Origin of the sequence: Candidatus Tisiphia endosymbiont of Ditula angustiorana, from assembly GCF_964026425.1 — a bacterium.
Taxonomy (GTDB): Bacteria; Pseudomonadota; Alphaproteobacteria; order Rickettsiales; family Rickettsiaceae; genus Tisiphia.
This window is the reverse complement of sequence record NZ_OZ032143.1, coordinates 1,562,169-1,579,964: the sequence shown is the minus strand read 5'-3', so window position 1 is coordinate 1,579,964 and position 17,796 is coordinate 1,562,169. Positions and strand designations below refer to the sequence as shown.

Here is a 17,796-nt window from a genome sequence, read left to right as displayed (position 1 = left end):
ACTAGCTTAAGTAATTGGTCGATAAAAGAGATTTATAACGAACTGAAAGTATCAATAGCTAAAATCTATTTCAGGTTTGGGAGGGTTCTTTTTATTTTTTAATTCTTCTTCAAATATTTGGTTAGAAAGCTTAAAAAAAATGTTGGCATCAACTGCTCCCTTAGTAACCGTGTAAATTTTGATCATATTAAACCAAATAAGGCAGGAGTTTATCAGTTATAGATCATTTCATATTATGAAATGGCTATTGTAAATCAAAAAAAATAGTTAACAGTAATATAAAGCAGTAGGGCTAAAAGCTTAACAACAGGGGAATATTATGCAAAATGCTTATATACAGCAGATGATAAAAGAAATAGACAGAGATAAACGTTCGTCTGAAGAAATTTACACAGCAATTGTTAGCAAACTAACAATTATGTCTAAAGGTAAACTTACAGACCAAGAACTTCACGCAGCAGCTAGAAACTTAATAGGTTTTTGTCAGGAGATTATCGATTATAAGATGAAAAAGCAAAGGACTGAGCAAAGTAAGATGAAATGTGATTTAAAAAAAGCCCATATTTAGATTTGGAGAGTAATAATCAAAAGTACTCCCAAAATACGCAAGAATACTAAAATGCGTTGTGCGAGGCTTGAAATAGCTAAATAGGGGTATCTATGATAAAGCACTTGATAAAGTTACTCCTGCTACGAGTTAAAACAATTATTTTTACAATAACTAAAAATTATTAATGCTAAAAAAATATTACACTTGGCTCTAATACTGGGGTTACTTGGATAATTTAATGCAAACTCAACTTGACTTGTTCAGTATTTGCTCTATCTCTGAATGCATAATACTTATTAATTTAAACTCTAATTTATTATTACTATTATCAAAGGAAAAAATATGACAGACAAAGCAACAAAATCAATAATTTTAGTTCGTGTTTCAACAAGGGAGCAAGAAGAAGGGTATTCAATTGAAGCTCAAAAATATAGATTACGTCAGTTTGGGATAAGATATAGATGAAATAGTAATAGATAAAAGGATTGTCAAAAAGGAGTGCCTGCAGTATTTATATTTTTAAACAAAAAAACAAACTACAGGCATGAAAAAAGATATCACAGAATTATATAGTTTTATAGATGATTTTTGTAAAATTTATTTGGAGTATGAACAGAGAAAGTTATTACCATCAAATAAGCAGAGAAATCGCTGTTGTAGCATGAGTTTAAGTGAAATGTTAACAATAATAATTATGTTTCATACATCCTATGCTAAGAATTTTAAATTTTTCTATAAAAGTTATATAGAGTGCATGCATAAGGATGATTTCCCTAAAGCCTTGAGTTATAATAGATTTGTTGAATTAATGGCACGATTATTCATACCGCTAAATATGTTGATTCATTTGTTGTTTGGTGAGGAAACAGGTATTTATTTTATTGACTCTACAACGATTAAAGCTTGTCACAATAAAAGGCGTTATAGCAATAAAGTTTTTAAAGGATTAGCCAAACATAGTAAATCCTCTATGGGGTATTTTTATGGTTTTAAATTACATGTAATAATCAATAATAAAGGGAAGTTTATGGCATTAAAAGTGACCAAAGGCAATGTAGATGATAGGATTCCAGTACCGGAGTTAACAAAAAGATTAACTGGAATTATAGCAGCTGATAAAGGTTATATTAAGCAAAATTTGTTCTTAAATTTATATGAAAGAGGCTTAAAAATGATTCATGGAATTAAGAAGAATATGGAAAATAAATTAATGGATTTGAAAGAAAAAATCTTACTTCGAAAGCGTAACTTAATTGAAACAGTTTTTGATTATCTAAAAAATAAAATGAACCTTGAACATACTAGACATAGATCACCAATAAATGCCTTTGTCCATATATTATCTACTCTTGTTGCTTATTCATTAAAGAAAAATAAACCTTCAACAAAATTTGATTTTAATCTACATGTTCTCAATATCCTTATCCCGAATTGACGTAATATATGTTGTAAATATATTCCATCAATTTCAATGTACGCGAATTCGGGATAAGAATTTGTCAATTCTTATCCCAAATTCGGTAAAATTATAGAAACAATCAGATTTGAGACGGCTCTGCATCTGATTGTTAAATTAATATTTTGCTAAAAACATGATTTTAAAAGATTAAAATCATGTTTTTAGCTTTAGAAAGGTTTAAAATGCATTCGCGTTAGCCGCTTTAAGAATGCATTTTTCCTTATATTAAAGCCAATTCGGGATAAGAATTAACTAATTCTTATCCCGAATTGGGGTAATGTGATAAATTGTACAGCAAGTTTGCAAATCAGAACGCCCTTGCTAAGTGAGGAGCTTGACGATGCCATTTACACTCCTAATAAATAATACTGCTCAAACCACTAGTTACGTCGGGATAAGGTTATAATTTAGAGACCTATCGACGTTATACACGTCAAAAATCACCATAAGGGATTATACGAACTTTAAGATTGTAAAGATGGTCTACTGATACTAGGTTAGTGGAATTTAGGTTCAGAATTAGCAAACAAACTTTCCTGCTTTTTAATGATTTTTATTATTAATATTCAAATTTAAGTTGAGTTATTCTTGCTTATTCTTTATAGTTATTTCGTATATACTACTCATAAATGAAGAGTTGCAAAGATAGGAGAGATATTATAAAGTTTAGGACATTATGAGTAAGAATGTATTGACAGAAGAACAAAGAGAAAAGTTGAAGGAACGTCATAAGACAGAACGAGACGGACGCATACGTGATCGTATTAAGGCAGTTTTGATGTATGACGATGGGTATAGTAATGTAGAGATTGCTAAGGTACTACTCTTGAGCCACGAAGCGATAAGAAAACATATTGTTGATTATCAAAAAGCCAATAAGCTTAATACCGACAATGGGGGTAGTGCAAGCAAATTAAGTGATGGTGAGAAGACAGAATTAGTGACTCACCTAGAAGCAAATAATTATGTTTATGCGAAAGATATTATGCATCACATTGAGAACAAATATGGTGTGACATATACGATAACGGGAGTAACAAAATTACTATACAAACTGGGATTTGTTTACAAGAAGCCGAAAATAGTACCGGCTAAGCTGGATTTTGACAAGCAAGAATTATTTAAGTTAAACTACAGTTTGCTAAAAGGGAATCTCAGAGATAAGGAAGCTATATATTTTATGGATGGTGTTCATCCTCAGTATCAAGCAAGGGCAAGGTGTGGTTGGATAAGAAAGAACCAAGATAAAACCTTACCAACATTCAGTGGCTGGAAAAGAAAGCACATGATTGGTGCTATTAACCTAGCCGATTTGCAGTTAGTAAGTACAGAGAACCCCAAAATAAATGGGGAGCAGATAGTTAATTTTTTACAAAAGTTAGAAGAGGAGAATAGTGACAAGGAGAGAATATATTTAATCTGTGACAATGCTAGTTACCACAAATCCAAGAAAGTCAAGGAATACCTAGTAAATACGAAAATAGAGCTAGTATTTTTGCCACCATATAGTCCAAATCTGAACCCAATTGAGAGATTATGGAAGTTTATGCACCGTATTACAACTAATAATAAATTTTATCATAATTTTGAACAATTTTCGGAAGCAATAAACAAATTTTTTAGCAACATCGGTGATTATAAAGATAGGTTACGTACCTTAATAAACGATAATTTCCAAACTATTACCGTTAACCATTTCTGCAACTCTTCAGGTTAATTGAGTATAATATGTTTTATACGTACCGTTAGGGCATAATTTATTTTTCAACAGTTTTATTATATGAAAAAATTTTTACTATTAATCATTAATACTAGAACTTTAGCAAAAGAACAAATAACTAATTTAATCACCCCAGTTAGTTATTTTGTCAATCATGAGCAACAACTTAAAATCCTTAATGAGCATTTAAATAAATATAGACAAGCAAGTATAGTGGGTACTAGCGGTATAGGTAAAACTCAATTAATTAGGATGTATAGTTATGAGAATAAAAATAATTATGATCTAATTTGGTTTTTTGATTGTAACCTAGACCTTAATGAACAATTTGTTAAATTAGCCCAACAACTCAATATGGTTAAACAAACTAATATATCTGAAGCAATAACTCTAGCCAAAAAAGAAGTAATGTCATATTTAACTTCTACTAGTAAATGGTTATTGGTGTTTGATAATTTAAAAGTTAATGAAAATAAAAAAATTCAGAACTTTATTGATTGGGAACATAATGGTAATGTGGTGTTTTGTTCTCAAAATAACGAGAGATTACCTAATGTTATATTAATGACCTTGTTTAATAAACCTACTATCGTAGCTTTGGCTAATAGTTTATTGGATAATAAGGATAAAAATAGTATCGAATTTTTAACGCAATCTTTTAGTGGTTATCCAATACTTATAGTTCAGGGGGCTCAATTACTCAATAAAATTAAAGGTCTAGATAAAGAAGAGTATAAAAAGAAAATTTATCAATCAACTGATAAAATAGCAACAAATATCAGCATGGCTATTCAAGAATTAAAACCTAGTGCAGTAAATTTACTTAATAAAATAGCTTTGATAAATAACCAAAGTTTCTCAAAACAATTACTTGCTATAATTATTGATAACAAGGATACTCTGGATGATGATATATACCAATTATCTAAGTTTATGTTGATTAGCAATATTGATTCTAATCAGGATAATCCTATTTTTGAAATGCATGATATAATTAGCAATAAAATAATGGAACTAAATGGCAATAGTAATAAAATATATTTAGAAAATATTATTAGCAAATTACCTAAATCACAAGGAACTTATTCAGGATATTTGTGGAAAAGCACTCAAACTATACCAGTAAATTTAGAGATTCTTCTCAAAAATGCCGAAAAATATAATATTAACATATATACAATTCTTAGTTTAAGAAGTGAATTATTTTCTCTATATGTAAACACTGGCAATATTAGCAAAGTCCAACAAATGATTGATTGGTTTAATCAAAAAGATAAAGAATTTAAATTGTGGCAAATGTCTGAATCACAAAAATTGTATTATGCTATATACTTAAGAACAATAGGAGTGTTTCAACGAAAAATATTAGGCAATTTTGAAACCTCTATTTTTTATTTTACTAAATCGTTAAAGGTTTTAGATAAACTTGATGATGAAGTTAATTATTCTCTTAAAGTGAATGTTCTCTATAATATGTCTATAGCTTATGCATCTTTAGGCGAAATTAAATTAGCTGAAGAACTTCTTAAAAAGATAGAAAAGTTAGTAAAACCAGGAGTAATGCAAGAAGATGAAATATATACAATATATATTATAAAAGGTACATTATTTGAGAGGCGAGGTCAATATAAAGAAGCTTTAGAATGTATAGATAAAGTTATTGAAATATTTATAAAAAATGGACAGCATATTAATGACCCATACGCTCTTATAGTTTATGCGTATAGAACAGAATTGTTGAATTTTTTGGGTAGATATCAAGAAGCTTATAATCAGATTCAATCATTATATAACTTCATACAAAATGAGTATAAAGATAAAGAAATATTAGGATATATTTATATAATAATGGCAAAAAGTGCATTAGGTTTAGGTAAAGTAGATAAAGCTTATGAATATATTAATAATGCTATCCCCATGTTGTTAGCAGAAGACAATAACAATTCAGAGAACACAAATTATTCTAAAAATCGTTATTTAGCAGATAGTTATGTAGTACAAGGTGATATTTTGTTTACCCAAAATAGGCTTAAACAAGCCATAGAATCATATAAAAAAGCGTTTGTTATATTTCATCATTTATATGGAAATAGAAGTAAAAATGTTGCCCAAATGAGTGATTTATATAATCATGGAGCAAAAGCTGCCTGTAAAAGCAAAGATTTATATAATTATAAATTCTTTGGCAAGCCACAAATTAAGGAGTTTGGCATACACCATCCTAATACCGTTGATATGCTTGAATATTGTAAACAATATGACATGGATTTGTGGGTCAAGAATCATTAAGCATTAGTTGTGTCAACCAGCAATTATAAAAGTCAATCTAGTTCACTGAAATGGGTCTTATATCTTAAAAACATGTTATAAGTAGTATAATGGACTGAAGAAATTAGACAAAAAAGAGAGTAGTTAAGTTTCCGTAATAAGTTAGAATAAAAGAGTTAAACTTAAAAGGAACAACTATGAAAAATAAGGTAAGAATTTTCAGTGCCGAAGAAAAAACAAAAATAGTGCTAGAATTATTAAAAGAGGATATTACATTAGCTCAGCTATCATCGAAATATGAAGTTAATGCTAAGAGTATCCGGAATTGGAAGAGTCAATTTGTAGCGAATGCAGCATTAGCTTTTGAACTTTCTAAAGTATTGAGTGAATATCAAGAGTAAATTAATAAGCTAAAGGAACCAAATGATGAACTTGCTAAAGTACTCGGGAAAACTACTGTTGAGAGGGATTGGGCTATGGGAAAGTTAAAAAGCTTGGACTTATCAAATAGAAAAAGTCTTGTCGAATCGAAGCTAAAGCTGTTACCAAAGGCAAGACAGTGTGAATTATTGGAAGTTAATCGTGCTTCAGTATATTATAAAGCTAAGCCCTTTAGTATAGACAATTTGAAGGTTTTAAATAGAATAGATGAGATATATACAGAAAATCCTGAATTTGGTTATTGTTATATTCATCAACAATTATTGGAAGATGGTTTTCTGTTGGTAAGGATCGAGTACTGAAATATATGAGGATGATGGGGATAGAGACCATTTATCCACACAAGAAACAACTTACTTCTGTAAAGGATAATCAACATCAGATTTATAGCTATTTACTTGATCAATATTGGACTAAATTTGGCACAACAAAAGAGGTACATGTAGCTCATGTTAATGAAGTGTGGAGTGGTGATATTACTTAACCTGAATTCGATGTAACAAGTTACATCGAACTTTCGTGTTATATATAGAAACAATCAGGTTTAAAGTGGTTCTACACCTGATTGTTAAAATTATAACAAAGCCAGTTCGATATAAGAATTATTAATTCTTATATCGAACTGAGGTTACTTATGTCAGAACTAATGGTGGTTTTATGTATTTATCTGCTATTATAGATTGGCATAGTAAAGCCATATTGAGTTATAAATTATCAAATTCAATGGATGTGACTTTGGTAACTGATGTATTAAAAGATGCCCTTAATAAATACAAAGCTCCAAAAATATTTAATAGTGACCAAGGCAGTCAATATACTAGCCATAACCATACACAGATGCTGAAAGATCATAACATTCAAATCTCAATGAACGGTAAAGGCAGGAGTATTGATAATATAATTATTGAGAGATTTTTTAGAACCTTGAAATATAATTGTATATTTATTAATGATTTTAGCAATATTTAAAGAGCTAAAAGATGGTATTGATAATTATATGAATAAATATAATTATCAAAGATTTCATTTAGCTATTGGTTACAAAAAACCTATGCATGTCTATCTTAATTATATGCAAAACTACATGCAAATTGCTGCTTAATAAATGCAAAATAGGAAACAAAATTATCTTTTTTTTGTGTTGATTTTTCAGTCCATTATATGAGTTTGGTGATATAATAACGTAACCTCATGAATCCTAGCAAAAACTGAATGAAAGCTTGAAGAATAATCTATGAAAATATTAATCCTTGGTATAACAGGCATGCTTGGCAATGCCATGTTTAGGTTTATGGCTGAAGATCATAACCTTAACGTTTACGGGACAGCTAGGAATAATGGTGCTTGCCGTTATTTTTCTGAAGAGTCATCTAAACAACTCATTGCCCCAGTAAATATAGAAAATCATGATTCTCTTATTAAATTATTTGCAACAATTCGACCTGATGTGGTAGTAAATTGTATTGGGCTAATTAAACAACTAGAGGATGCAAATGATTCCCTACAAGCACTATCAATTAATGCTTTGCTTCCTCATAGACTTAGTATAATATGTCAAGCTATAGGGTCTCGTTTTATACATGTTAGTACAGATTGTGTATTTTCCGGGTCTAAGGGTAACTATACAGAGAGTGATTTTGCAGATGCTAATGATCTCTATGGTCGCTCAAAGTTTTTAGGGGAAGTAAATTATCCTAACACTATAACACTTCGTACTTCAATTGTCGGGCATGAGTTATCGGGAGGTAAGAGTCTTATTGGCTGGTTTCTTGCACAAAAAAAACAAGTTAGAGGATTTGCCCAAGCCGTGTTCTCTGGACTTCCAACTATTGAATTAGCAAGGATAGTTCGTGACATCGTTATACCGCGACCCGATATGCGTGGACTTTATCATGTTGCAGCAAAACCGATCAATAAATATGATTTGTTAAAACTTGTGGCTAGTACTTATAAAAAAACAATCGAAATAATTCCATCTAATGAACTGGTCATTGATCGCTCACTTAATGCCGAACTTTTTAATAAGGCAACGGGATATGCACCACCTGAGTGGCCAGAGTTAATTCAACGTATGTATAAATTTCAATAAAAGGTAAGAATGTTTGTTAATAAAATTTTAATGATTACTGGAGGTACGGGGTCATTTGGTAACACAGTGATGAAACGATTACTAGAAAGTGATATTAAAGAAATTCGCATATTCAGTCGGGATGAAAAAAAACAAGAAGATATGAGGATTGCTCTCAATAACCCAAAGCTTAAGTTTTATATTGGGGACGTAAGAAATTATGATAGTATTTACTATGCTATGAAAAATGTTAATTATGTGTTCCACGCTGCAGCCTTGAAGCAAGTTCCATCATGTGAATTTTATCCGATGGAAGCAGTGCGGACTAATGTACTGGGAGCTGAGAATATGATGAATGCAGCTGTTGCCAATGGTGTTGAGCGGATTGTAGTACTCAGTACTGATAAGGCGGTATATCCTATCAATGCCATGGGTTTATCAAAAGCAATGATGGAAAAATTGTTGATAGCTAAAGCTCGAATGAGTTCTAAAGGAGATACCGTCCTGTGTTGTACTCGTTATGGTAATGTAATGGCTTCCCGTGGCTCGGTAATACCTCTTTTTGTTAATCAAATTAAAGAGGGAAAACCGCTAACTATTACCGACCCAAATATGACACGTTTCTTAATGTCACTTGAAGATTCTGTAAACTTAGTGTTATATGCCTTTGAACATGGGCAACAAGGTGATATTTTTGTGCAGAAAGCTCCGGCTGCAACAATTGAAGTATTAGCTCATGCTATAAAAGAATTATTTAATGCTAATAATGAAATTCGTTTAATTGGCGTGCGTCATGGAGAAAAAATCTATGAATCCTTGGTTTCTTCTGAGGAGATGGTCAAAGCTGAAGATTTAGGAAATTATTACAGGATTCCTGCCGATAATCGTGATCTCAATTATTCAAAGTTTTTTGTAGAAGGAGATCTAAACGTTGCTTCTCTAACTGACTATACATCATCTAATACAGAAAGATTGAATATAGAACAAGTTAAAAAACTCTTACTAACACTTGACTTCATTAAAGAGCAACTTAATGCTTAAAGTAATGACCATTATTGGTACTCGCCCAGAACTTATTAAAATGTCTAGAATAATTTCTGAGTTTGATGAGTATACGAACCATATTTTGGTTCATACAGGGCAAAATTTTGATTATGAACTGAATCAGATTTTCTTTGACGATCTTAACATTCGTAAACCAGATTATTTTTTAGAAGCTGCTGTTAGTGGTAATGCAACACAAACCATTGCACGCATTATTGAGAAAACTGATGAGGTTTTAGGAAAAGAACAACCAAATGCATTATTGCTTTATGGTGATACGAATTCCTGCCTTTCGGTTATCGCAGCCAAAAGGCGGAAGATACCAGTTTTTCATATGGAAGCCGGCAACCGTTGTTTTGATCAAAGAGTACCAGAAGAGCTAAATCGTAAAGTAGTTGACCATTTAAGTGATATCAATATAGTTCTGACTGAACATGCCCGTCGTTACCTTATTGCCGAAGGTGTATCTCCGGAGAGAATTATTAAGTCTGGTTCGCATATGCAAGAAGTGTTAGGTTATTTTATGCCTAAAGTGCATCTATCAAATGTGCTAGCTAGGCTAGAACTTCAAGCTCATCAATATTTTTTAGTCAGTATTCATCGCGAAGAGAATGTAGATGTGTCAGCCAATTTACAGGACTTACTTAACACTTTACAGATGTTGGTTAAAGAATATGATATGCCCGTGGTTGTATCAACACATCCTCGTACACGTCAGCTGTTAGAAAAATTAGGTATTAAAGGTTTGGATAAACAAATTCGGTTTTTAAAACCATTCGGTTTTCTAGATTACATCAAACTGCAAATGGAGGCTTTCTGCATTTTATCTGATAGTGGTACAATTACTGAGGAAGCTTCTCTTCTTAAATTACCAGCAATTACCATTCGTAATACTCACGAAAGACCTGAAGGTATGGATGAAGGTGTTTTGATAATGAGTGGTCTTAAAGTAGAAAAGGTTCTAGATGCTGTACGCATTGTAACCAAACAACATAGTAAACATAGTCATTTACAAACAATCGTTTCAGATTATAATGCTGGCTTAGTCTCACAAAAAATACTCCGTATTGTTTTGAGCTACGTGGATTATATTAATAGAGTTGTATGGTTTAAGTGAATTAGTACCACCCTCCTAAATTGAATTGTTAAATGTACATAAAGGTTTGTATGACTAGAATATCTCAGGCTAATTTGCCTTGTCGATTCTCTCAATCTCAAATGAAAGAGTTTGCACTGCTTGCGAGCAATAAGATTATTGATGCAAAAAATAATGGTATGTATTATCTTGAGCCATTTAAACACCTAGTAATTGATAATTTTTTACATGCTGATTTAGCTCAAAGTTGTTTGGATAATTTTCCTTCCCCTAATGAAGATATATGGGATAGAAGCTATGATGAAGATATTGAGATAAAACAAAGGACTATATGGAAATCAGAATTTGATATACCGGAAGCTATTGTTGATACTATTCGTTTGCTCAATTCGTCTATATTTCTTTTAGCCTTATCAGAGACTTTTAATATTAAAAAACTTGTGCCTGATCCATATTTTACTGGTGGGGGGCTTAATCTCACAATGCCAAATGGTTTATTAGATGTACATGTTGATGGTAATTATCATGACGCAACGGGACTTAATCGTCGTATGAATGTTATTATATATTTCAACCCAAAATGGCAAGAAGGATGGGGAGGAGAATTTGGAATATATAATAATAATGGCGAGAATTGTTTAAAAAAGATTGCTCCATTATTTAATCGTCTTGTTGCATTCGATACGCACGATAAAAGCTATCATGGTTTACCAGATCCATGTAAATTTCCAAAAGGCGAATATCGTAAATCGATCATTTTATATTACTATACAAAAGCCCCTCGGGAATCTATTAATAATATTATTGACAAACCTCATAGAGCTCTGTGGAAAAAACGTAATTTTACTGATAAGGATGGTAAAATTATTAGAGAATATAGCTGAGATTTTATGAGTAGTAGTTTAATGAAGATACTGCAAGTGAATGGATATGAATCACCAGGTCGTAGATTTAGTGGATTATCTATAACACCACTTCTTAAAAAATATGGCATTGAATCTCGTCATTTAATTTGGGAGAAGGATACTCAAAATCCGGAAATACTAACTTTTGAAGGATCAATAGCTCGAAAAATTAATCGGGTAATTAATAAAATAGAACGAATTACTTCTTTACAGTCGGTACTGCATTTGAACGCTTCGCGAATCATCAGAATGCCGGCCTTTAAAGAAGCTGATCTTATTCACCTTCATATTATAAGTTCAGGATATTTTTCTATATCAGATTTATCAAAGATTACCAAGCTAAAGCCAACGGTTTGGACTTTACATGATCCTTGGGCTATGACAGGACATTGTATTCATCCGTTTGATTGTAAACGTTGGATGACTGGTTGTGGTAATTGTCCTGACCTGACTAGCCATATACCACTTGCTAGGGATAATACTAGATTTTTATTTAATTATAAGCGTGCAGCTTACAAGAGATCTAATTTCGATATTATTGTAGCCTCAAAATGGATGCAAGATATGGTTAATAACTCACCAATGTTTGAGAATAAACTAGTTCATTTAGTGCCATTTGGGTTAGATCTAAACTTCTTTTCCGCTGCTGCTTGTCCAAATGCACGAAAGCTATTTGATATTCCTGAAGATGCTTTGGTAATATGCTTTCGGGTAGAGCAAAATGAGTTTAAAGGAGTACCTTATATTATTCAGGCACTCGAACGTATTAAGTCAAAGCAGCCAATTTGCTTGTTGACTTTGAGTAGTGGGGGAGCATTATTACAGCAATTTGCCGACCGATTCCAGCTGGTAAATCTTGGTTGGACTAATGATGAAGAATTAGTGCGGGAGGCATTGGTAGCTGCAGATATTTTTTTAATGCCATCAGTTGCAGAAGCATTTGGTATGATGGCAGTTGAAGCAATGGCCTGCGGTAAACCTGTAATTGTTTTTGAAGGTACTTCATTGCCTGACGTTACTTTTGCTCCAGATGTTGGCTTAGCAGTACCTATGCGTGATGGAGAAGCTTTGTACTTAGCACTACAACACTTAATTGATAATCCGGATGAATGTAAAAGGCGAGGACAAAAAGGTAGAATGATGGCTGAATTGCATTATGGAGATGAAACCCAAGCTAAAAAGTTAGCTGATATTTATAATAGGGTTGTTGCTAGATGAAAATTTTACTTTTAACAGATATGCCTCCTTGTCATAATTTTACTGCAGGATTAGTATTAGACCGTTTAGTACGGTTTCTACCAATTGAACAAATTGCAATTTGCTCAATTGTACACCCCTACCTTAAACCAATCATACCTAAAGAATTAGAGATAATTCCTCACCTTAAATTGATAAAACCTCGGGAAATGGCTCCGAGGAGATTGTGGGGCAAAGCAGGTAGGCTGCTAGCACTTGTCTTTGAGTTAATTCAAGCAATGCGGGTAAAATACTCAATATTACCACAAATTGTTAATTTTGCAAAACAACAGCAAGTTGATGCATTATGGGTGGTGTTGGAAGGACAAACTATTGTACGTTTAGCAAAATCTCTTTCTTGTAAGTTAGCATTACCATTATTTACTCAAGTATGGGATCCTTTCGAGTGGTGGTTGCGTGAGAATAATATTGATGTATATACTAGGCGACGACTTCTAGCAGAGTTCGATGAGGTCATAAAACATAGTAAGTCATGTGCATCTGCTTCATGGGCAATGTCAAAGACTTATTTGCATAAATACGGTGTGCGTAGTATACCTATAATTGCTAGTTTACCTAATAAATTTGTCAAGATACCTGCAACAAAACCACATGAGAATAGGAATGAATTTATCATTGCTATAGCAGGACAATTATATGCACAAGATGCATGGCAATGCCTTATTAATACTCTGAATCAAGTTAATTGGTCTATAGCAGGAAGGCGAATTCGTCTTAGAGTCCTTGGGGCTCACTTTCAGGTATATACTCAGTCGCCAACCAATTTCGAATATCTAGGATGGCAGTCACAAGAAGAAACCATCAATTTCTTAGAAGATTCAGATCTCCTGTACATGCCGTACTGGTTTTCAGAAGAGTATCGTCTTGAGGCTACCAATAGTTTTCCTGGAAAATTGGTCTCCTATTTTGCCGCTGGTCGTCCTGTTTTTTGTCATGCACCATATTATGCATCACCTACTAGATATATAGCCAAGCATAATGCAGGGATTTTGTGTACATCTATGGATTCTCTAGTTGTTTTGCAAAAACTAGAACATGCTATCCTAAATACAACTTCATATGCAATAGTTACAAAAAATGCTACTGCTTGTTTTTTGATGGACTTTACTTTAGAGCATATGCAGAAAACATTTTTTGAGTTTTTAGGATTAGATAGCGCATCAAAAAATAACTTAAAGAATAAATTCTCTGAAGTATATAATAAAAATATTTTTGGAGGATCTGTATCACGTTCTGGCGAAGGGTCTGATCTATTACAGACGGAAATTGTTAGAAACGAGATACCAAAGATTATTAGAGAATTTAAAATTAAAACCTTTCTTGATGCTCCATGTGGTGATTGGTATTGGATGCAAAAGACAGAGCTTGAAGTAGAACAATATATTGGCGTTGATATTGTAGATGCTTTGATAGAAAAAAATAAAGAAGAATTTGGTAATGCTACAAGAATATTTAAAGTTTTGAATCTAGCTAAAGACACTTTACCAAAAGCTGATCTTATTTTTTCACGAGATTTACTAGTACACCTAAATTTTGAAGATGCATTTAAAGTAATAGCTAATTTTAAAAAATCAGGTGCTACTTATCTATTAACAACAACATTTGTAAATAGAGGGTTAAATGAGGAGCTTAAAGAAACTTTTTGGCGTGTTTTAAACTTGCAACAACCACCGTTTAATTTTCCAAAACCAATTTTATTAGTGAATGAGGGTTGTACAGAAGATGCGGGTTTATATTCTGATAAAAGCTTAGGACTTTGGTTATTAAAGGATATCTCATTATCAATTGGATGGGATTGAAAATGAGTAAAGAGAATTTGCTATGATGAATAAATACAGTTTAGACAAGTCATGTGAGCTATTTCAATGAGCAATAGCATCTTTTATCCAAAGGTTTCACTTATTATTCCCGTTTACAACGGTGCTAATTATATGCGTGAAGCAATAGATAGTGCAGTTGCTCAGACTTATAAAAATTTAGAAATTTTAGTTGTTAATGATGGATCAAATGATAATGGTGCAACAGAACGCATAGCCTTGTCTTATGGTAACAAGATTCGTTATTTTTCTAAACCAAACGGGGGGGTAGCTTCAGCCTTGAATTTGGCAATTAAAGAAATGAAAGGAGAATATTTTTCATGGCTTAGTCATGATGATGTTTACGTTCCAGAAAAAATTGAACATCAAATTAATGTACTCAATAGTCTTCCTAACCGTAATACGATTATTTACGGGGGGTATGAAGTTATAGATCGTAAATCCAAATCACTGTCTTTTACAAGACCAGATCAAATATTATCAGTGGAAAAATGTAATATACCATTATTCCCTCTTATGCGGGGATTAATTCATGGATGTGTTCTCTTAATACCCACAAAATATTTCCGTGAAATTGGCATTTTTGATGAAACATTATTAACTACCCAGGATTATGCACTTTGGTTTGAGTTTTTACGGATAGCACCTATTCATTTTGATGATCGTATTTTAATTAAAAGTCGTACTCATCTAGACCAAGGAATACATAAAATTACTAGCCATATGAATGAATGTAGTGAATTATGGTCTGGGTTTCTCAGAAGGTTAACTTTAGAAGAAATGACTATAATGGAAGGATCGCCTTATTTATTCCTACATCGTACTAGTGTTTTTCTTGCAAATGCTTCTTGTTATCAACCATCTAAGCTAGCTGAATCAATGGCTAATGCTCTTTTAACTGACATTAAGATTAGTGTAATTATGCCAATTTATAATAGAATTGATTTGGCAATTGAGTCTATAAAGAGTGTTGTTGCACAAACTCATAAGTGTTTTGAATTGATTATAGTAGATGATGGTTCTGAAGATGATGTATCTAGGTTAATTGAGGAATGTAATAAAGATAGTAGAATTAAATATATTCATAAGGAAAATGCAGGATCAGCAGCAGCACGTAATCTAGGTATTAAACATGCATCTGGGCAGTACATAGCGTTCATTGATTCTGATGATTTGTTTTATGACAATAAACTTGAGGTTCAATTGAAGTTTATGGAGGATAATAGTTTGTTATTCTCGCATACTTCTTACCATAGGATAGATTGGGCTGGAAATTTGATCAAATATATAAACTCTGGTACTTTTAGCAAGCAAGTCTTTCCAAACATTATTACTAAATGTCCAATAGCAATGTCTAGTGTGATGGGAAAAACCTCCCTTTTTATGTCAAACAAATTCCCTGAAAATATAAAGATTGGTGAAGATATATGCTTATGGATATCTATAGCAAGCAAACATGATATAGAAGCAATTGATTTGGCCTTATCATGCGTTAGGGTTAATTATGGAATTAGTAACTGTTTCAATAATAGAAAAATGACAATAAGGTTAATTAATATTTTCTCATTTGTTATGAATGATGAATATTTAAGTCAATTTGATAAGCACGTTCAGTTGTTACTATTTTCTGCAGCAAATATATCTAGCTTGCCATTAGATAAATTAATAAAATTTAATGACTGGCAATCTGAGAGACGTAACCCTAATGTAATAGTGAAGTTAATTAGATCACTGCGTGTAGATGGTTTTAGAATAACGTGGAACAAAATTTGTAGGAAACTAGGTATATAATGGACTGAAGAAATTAGACAAAAAAGAGAGTAGTTAAGTTTCCGTAATAAGTTAGAATAAAAGAGTTAAACTTAAAAGGAACAACTATGAAAAATAAGGTAAGAATTTTCAGTGCCGAAGCAAAAACAAAAATAGTGCTAGAATTATTAAAAGAGGATATTACATTATCTCAGCTATCATCGAAATATGAAGTTAATGCGACAGAACCGTCTAATGACTAATATTACCAATACTCATTGATAGGCTGGCTGAAACGAATTTCTCTAAATCACCATCAAGTATACCCTTAGTATCAGAAGTTTCATGGTTGGTACGTAAATCCTTAACCATCTGATAAGGCTGTAATACATAAGATCTTATTTGATGTCCCCAACCATTTTCAGTCTTGGATGCATTTTGTTCATTAATATCATCGGTACGTTTTTTTAACTCTGACTCATAAAGCCTTGCTTTAAGCATTTTCATAGCTTGTGTTTTGTTTTTATGCTGCGATCTATCATTTTGGCACTGGGTTACGATATTAGTCGGTAAGTGGGTAATCCTTACTGCAGAATCGGTAGTGTTTACATGTTGTCCCCCAGCACCGGAAGATCTATAAGTATCAATTCTAAGATCTTTTTCATCTATTATAATGGAAATATCATCATCAATTTCTGGATATACCCAACTGCTAGCAAAACTAGTCATCCTTTTACCTGCGGCATTAAAAGGTGATATCCTAACTAGCCTATGCACACCAGATTCTGTTCTAAACCAACCATATGCTTGGTAGCCATTAATTTTAATAGTACATGATTTTATTCCAGCTTCTTCGCCATTAATAAGATGAATAATTTCACTTTTAAAACCCAGCCTTTCTGCAAAGCGTAAATACATACGCATCATAATTGATGCCCAATCGTGGCTTTCTGTTCCTCCAGCTCCAGCGTTGATTTCTAGAAAGCAATTATTACTGTCAAATTCTCCAGAAAATAAACATTCAGTCTCAAATTTTCCGGCAATAATAGATAGTTTCCCTAAATCTTCTTGAACTTGCTGCAAAACTTGTTGATCATTTTCAATAAATGCCAAATCCTCAAGTTCTAAACATTCCGTAAGATTAGACTGAAGTTGTTTAAACGAGTTAAGCTTGATATCTAGAAGTCTTTTTTCTTTTAGAATACTCGAGGCCTTCTCTTGATTATTCCACAGATCCGGATCTTCTGATATATTTTCTAGCTCTAAAAGCCTTTTGGTTGCGTTATCGAAATCAAAGCGACCTCCTGAGCAGTTCTAAAGACTGTTCGATTTTTTTTACATAATGTTCAATTTCAGCACGCATTATTAATTTTCCTACTATAAAATGGAATTTTATTATATAAAGATAAAACTTCTTTCTAA

Annotated in this window: 18 protein-coding genes and 1 pseudogene; 17 read left to right on the top strand and 2 right to left on the bottom strand. The window is 32.2% G+C overall.

The genetic code is table 11. The features are described 5' to 3' along the window. Nucleotides 1-51: 51 nt before the first annotated feature. Nucleotides 52-186 (bottom strand): hypothetical protein, encoded by a 135-nt coding sequence (locus tag AAGD29_RS07565; RefSeq protein WP_341757681.1) that lies wholly within the window; start codon nucleotides 184-186, stop codon nucleotides 52-54. 133 nt (nucleotides 187-319) lie between these two features. Between AAGD29_RS07565 and AAGD29_RS07560 the strand changes: the two genes are divergently transcribed. From AAGD29_RS07560 to AAGD29_RS07480, 17 genes and pseudogenes are all read left to right on the top strand, one after another. Next, nucleotides 320-568, top strand: coding sequence for a hypothetical protein (locus AAGD29_RS07560; RefSeq protein WP_341757680.1), 249 nt, complete (start codon nucleotides 320-322; stop codon nucleotides 566-568). A gap of 324 nt (nucleotides 569-892) precedes the next feature. Beyond that, complete coding sequence (locus tag AAGD29_RS07555) at nucleotides 893-1,015, top strand: hypothetical protein (protein WP_341757679.1); 123 nt, start codon at nucleotides 893-895, stop codon at nucleotides 1,013-1,015. A 79-nt stretch (nucleotides 1,016-1,094) separates the two neighbouring features. Beyond that, nucleotides 1,095-1,985, top strand: a complete 891-nt coding sequence (locus tag AAGD29_RS07550; RefSeq protein WP_341757342.1) for an IS982 family transposase — start codon at nucleotides 1,095-1,097, stop codon at nucleotides 1,983-1,985. A gap of 700 nt (nucleotides 1,986-2,685) precedes the next feature. After that, nucleotides 2,686-3,726 (top strand): IS630 family transposase, encoded by a 1,041-nt coding sequence (locus AAGD29_RS07545; protein ID WP_341757344.1) that lies wholly within the window; start codon nucleotides 2,686-2,688, stop codon nucleotides 3,724-3,726. Between the two features lie 63 nt (nucleotides 3,727-3,789). After that, on the top strand, nucleotides 3,790-6,018 hold the full coding sequence (locus AAGD29_RS07540) for a tetratricopeptide repeat protein (protein ID WP_341757678.1): 2,229 nt from the start codon (nucleotides 3,790-3,792) through the stop codon (nucleotides 6,016-6,018). A gap of 176 nt (nucleotides 6,019-6,194) precedes the next feature. Next, entirely contained in the window at nucleotides 6,195-6,398 is a 204-nt protein-coding gene (locus AAGD29_RS07535; protein ID WP_341757677.1) for a transposase, read from the top strand. A 75-nt stretch (nucleotides 6,399-6,473) separates the two neighbouring features. After that, nucleotides 6,474-6,740, top strand: coding sequence for a hypothetical protein (locus AAGD29_RS07530; RefSeq protein WP_341757676.1), 267 nt, complete (start codon nucleotides 6,474-6,476; stop codon nucleotides 6,738-6,740). A 14-nt stretch (nucleotides 6,741-6,754) separates the two neighbouring features. Continuing rightward, nucleotides 6,755-6,922: a hypothetical protein gene (locus AAGD29_RS07525; RefSeq protein ID WP_341757675.1), complete on the top strand. Its 168-nt coding sequence runs from the start codon at nucleotides 6,755-6,757 to the stop codon at nucleotides 6,920-6,922. Between the two features lie 146 nt (nucleotides 6,923-7,068). Further along, nucleotides 7,069-7,540, top strand: a pseudogene (locus tag AAGD29_RS07520) (IS3 family transposase); the annotation flags it as partial. Between the two features lie 132 nt (nucleotides 7,541-7,672). Then, nucleotides 7,673-8,527, top strand: coding sequence for an SDR family oxidoreductase (locus tag AAGD29_RS07515; RefSeq protein WP_341757674.1), 855 nt, complete (start codon nucleotides 7,673-7,675; stop codon nucleotides 8,525-8,527). A 9-nt stretch (nucleotides 8,528-8,536) separates the two neighbouring features. Continuing rightward, nucleotides 8,537-9,547 (top strand): polysaccharide biosynthesis protein, encoded by a 1,011-nt coding sequence (locus AAGD29_RS07510; protein ID WP_341757673.1) that lies wholly within the window; start codon nucleotides 8,537-8,539, stop codon nucleotides 9,545-9,547. Continuing rightward, nucleotides 9,540-10,667: a non-hydrolyzing UDP-N-acetylglucosamine 2-epimerase gene (gene wecB, locus AAGD29_RS07505; RefSeq protein ID WP_341757672.1), complete on the top strand. Its 1,128-nt coding sequence runs from the start codon at nucleotides 9,540-9,542 to the stop codon at nucleotides 10,665-10,667. Before AAGD29_RS07510 ends, wecB begins: the two co-directional genes overlap by 8 nt. 50 nt (nucleotides 10,668-10,717) lie before the next feature. Continuing rightward, complete coding sequence (locus tag AAGD29_RS07500; protein ID WP_341757671.1) at nucleotides 10,718-11,530, top strand: 2OG-Fe(II) oxygenase; 813 nt, start codon at nucleotides 10,718-10,720, stop codon at nucleotides 11,528-11,530. Nucleotides 11,531-11,536: 6 nt separating this feature from the next. Next, a complete protein-coding gene (locus AAGD29_RS07495; RefSeq protein WP_341757670.1) occupies nucleotides 11,537-12,769 on the top strand; it encodes a glycosyltransferase family 4 protein in 1,233 nt (410 codons plus the stop codon). Next, nucleotides 12,766-14,607: a hypothetical protein gene (locus AAGD29_RS07490; RefSeq protein ID WP_341757669.1), complete on the top strand. Its 1,842-nt coding sequence runs from the start codon at nucleotides 12,766-12,768 to the stop codon at nucleotides 14,605-14,607. The genes AAGD29_RS07495 and AAGD29_RS07490 overlap by 4 nt, the downstream gene beginning before the upstream one ends. A gap of 66 nt (nucleotides 14,608-14,673) precedes the next feature. Next, nucleotides 14,674-16,416 (top strand): glycosyltransferase family 2 protein, encoded by a 1,743-nt coding sequence (locus AAGD29_RS07485; protein ID WP_341757668.1) that lies wholly within the window; start codon nucleotides 14,674-14,676, stop codon nucleotides 16,414-16,416. An 86-nt stretch (nucleotides 16,417-16,502) separates the two neighbouring features. Beyond that, nucleotides 16,503-16,637, top strand: coding sequence for a hypothetical protein (locus tag AAGD29_RS07480; protein WP_341757667.1), 135 nt, complete (start codon nucleotides 16,503-16,505; stop codon nucleotides 16,635-16,637). Here the strand turns inward: AAGD29_RS07480 and prfB are convergent. Beyond that, nucleotides 16,627-17,737 (bottom strand): peptide chain release factor 2 gene (prfB, locus tag AAGD29_RS07475; protein WP_341757666.1). Its coding sequence is split into 2 segments (ribosomal slippage): nucleotides 16,627-17,667 and nucleotides 17,669-17,737, totalling 1,110 coding nucleotides; the frame shifts between segments, so codons are not numbered across the junction. The genes AAGD29_RS07480 and prfB overlap by 11 nt on opposite strands. Nucleotides 17,738-17,796: the final 59 nt, after the last annotated feature.

Excerpts from the sequence above, each read along its gene's own strand:
- AAGD29_RS07565 (WP_341757681.1), bottom strand. The coding sequence starts at position 186 with ATGATCAAAATTTACACGGTTACTAAGGGAGCAGTTGATGCCAACATT.
- AAGD29_RS07560 (WP_341757680.1), top strand. The coding sequence starts at position 320 with ATGCAAAATGCTTATATACAGCAGATGATAAAAGAAATAGACAGAGAT.
- AAGD29_RS07555 (WP_341757679.1), top strand. The coding sequence starts at position 893 with ATGACAGACAAAGCAACAAAATCAATAATTTTAGTTCGTGTTTCAACA.
- AAGD29_RS07550 (WP_341757342.1), top strand. The coding sequence starts at position 1,095 with ATGAAAAAAGATATCACAGAATTATATAGTTTTATAGATGATTTTTGT.
- AAGD29_RS07545 (WP_341757344.1), top strand. The coding sequence starts at position 2,686 with ATGAGTAAGAATGTATTGACAGAAGAACAAAGAGAAAAGTTGAAGGAA.
- AAGD29_RS07540 (WP_341757678.1), top strand. The coding sequence starts at position 3,790 with ATGAAAAAATTTTTACTATTAATCATTAATACTAGAACTTTAGCAAAA.
- AAGD29_RS07535 (WP_341757677.1), top strand. The coding sequence starts at position 6,195 with ATGAAAAATAAGGTAAGAATTTTCAGTGCCGAAGAAAAAACAAAAATA.
- AAGD29_RS07530 (WP_341757676.1), top strand. The coding sequence starts at position 6,474 with ATGGGAAAGTTAAAAAGCTTGGACTTATCAAATAGAAAAAGTCTTGTC.
- AAGD29_RS07525 (WP_341757675.1), top strand. The coding sequence starts at position 6,755 with ATGGGGATAGAGACCATTTATCCACACAAGAAACAACTTACTTCTGTA.
- AAGD29_RS07515 (WP_341757674.1), top strand. The coding sequence starts at position 7,673 with ATGAAAATATTAATCCTTGGTATAACAGGCATGCTTGGCAATGCCATG.
- AAGD29_RS07510 (WP_341757673.1), top strand. The coding sequence starts at position 8,537 with ATGTTTGTTAATAAAATTTTAATGATTACTGGAGGTACGGGGTCATTT.
- wecB (WP_341757672.1), top strand. The coding sequence starts at position 9,540 with ATGCTTAAAGTAATGACCATTATTGGTACTCGCCCAGAACTTATTAAA.
- AAGD29_RS07500 (WP_341757671.1), top strand. The coding sequence starts at position 10,718 with ATGACTAGAATATCTCAGGCTAATTTGCCTTGTCGATTCTCTCAATCT.
- AAGD29_RS07495 (WP_341757670.1), top strand. The coding sequence starts at position 11,537 with ATGAGTAGTAGTTTAATGAAGATACTGCAAGTGAATGGATATGAATCA.
- AAGD29_RS07490 (WP_341757669.1), top strand. The coding sequence starts at position 12,766 with ATGAAAATTTTACTTTTAACAGATATGCCTCCTTGTCATAATTTTACT.
- AAGD29_RS07485 (WP_341757668.1), top strand. The coding sequence starts at position 14,674 with ATGAGCAATAGCATCTTTTATCCAAAGGTTTCACTTATTATTCCCGTT.
- AAGD29_RS07480 (WP_341757667.1), top strand. The coding sequence starts at position 16,503 with ATGAAAAATAAGGTAAGAATTTTCAGTGCCGAAGCAAAAACAAAAATA.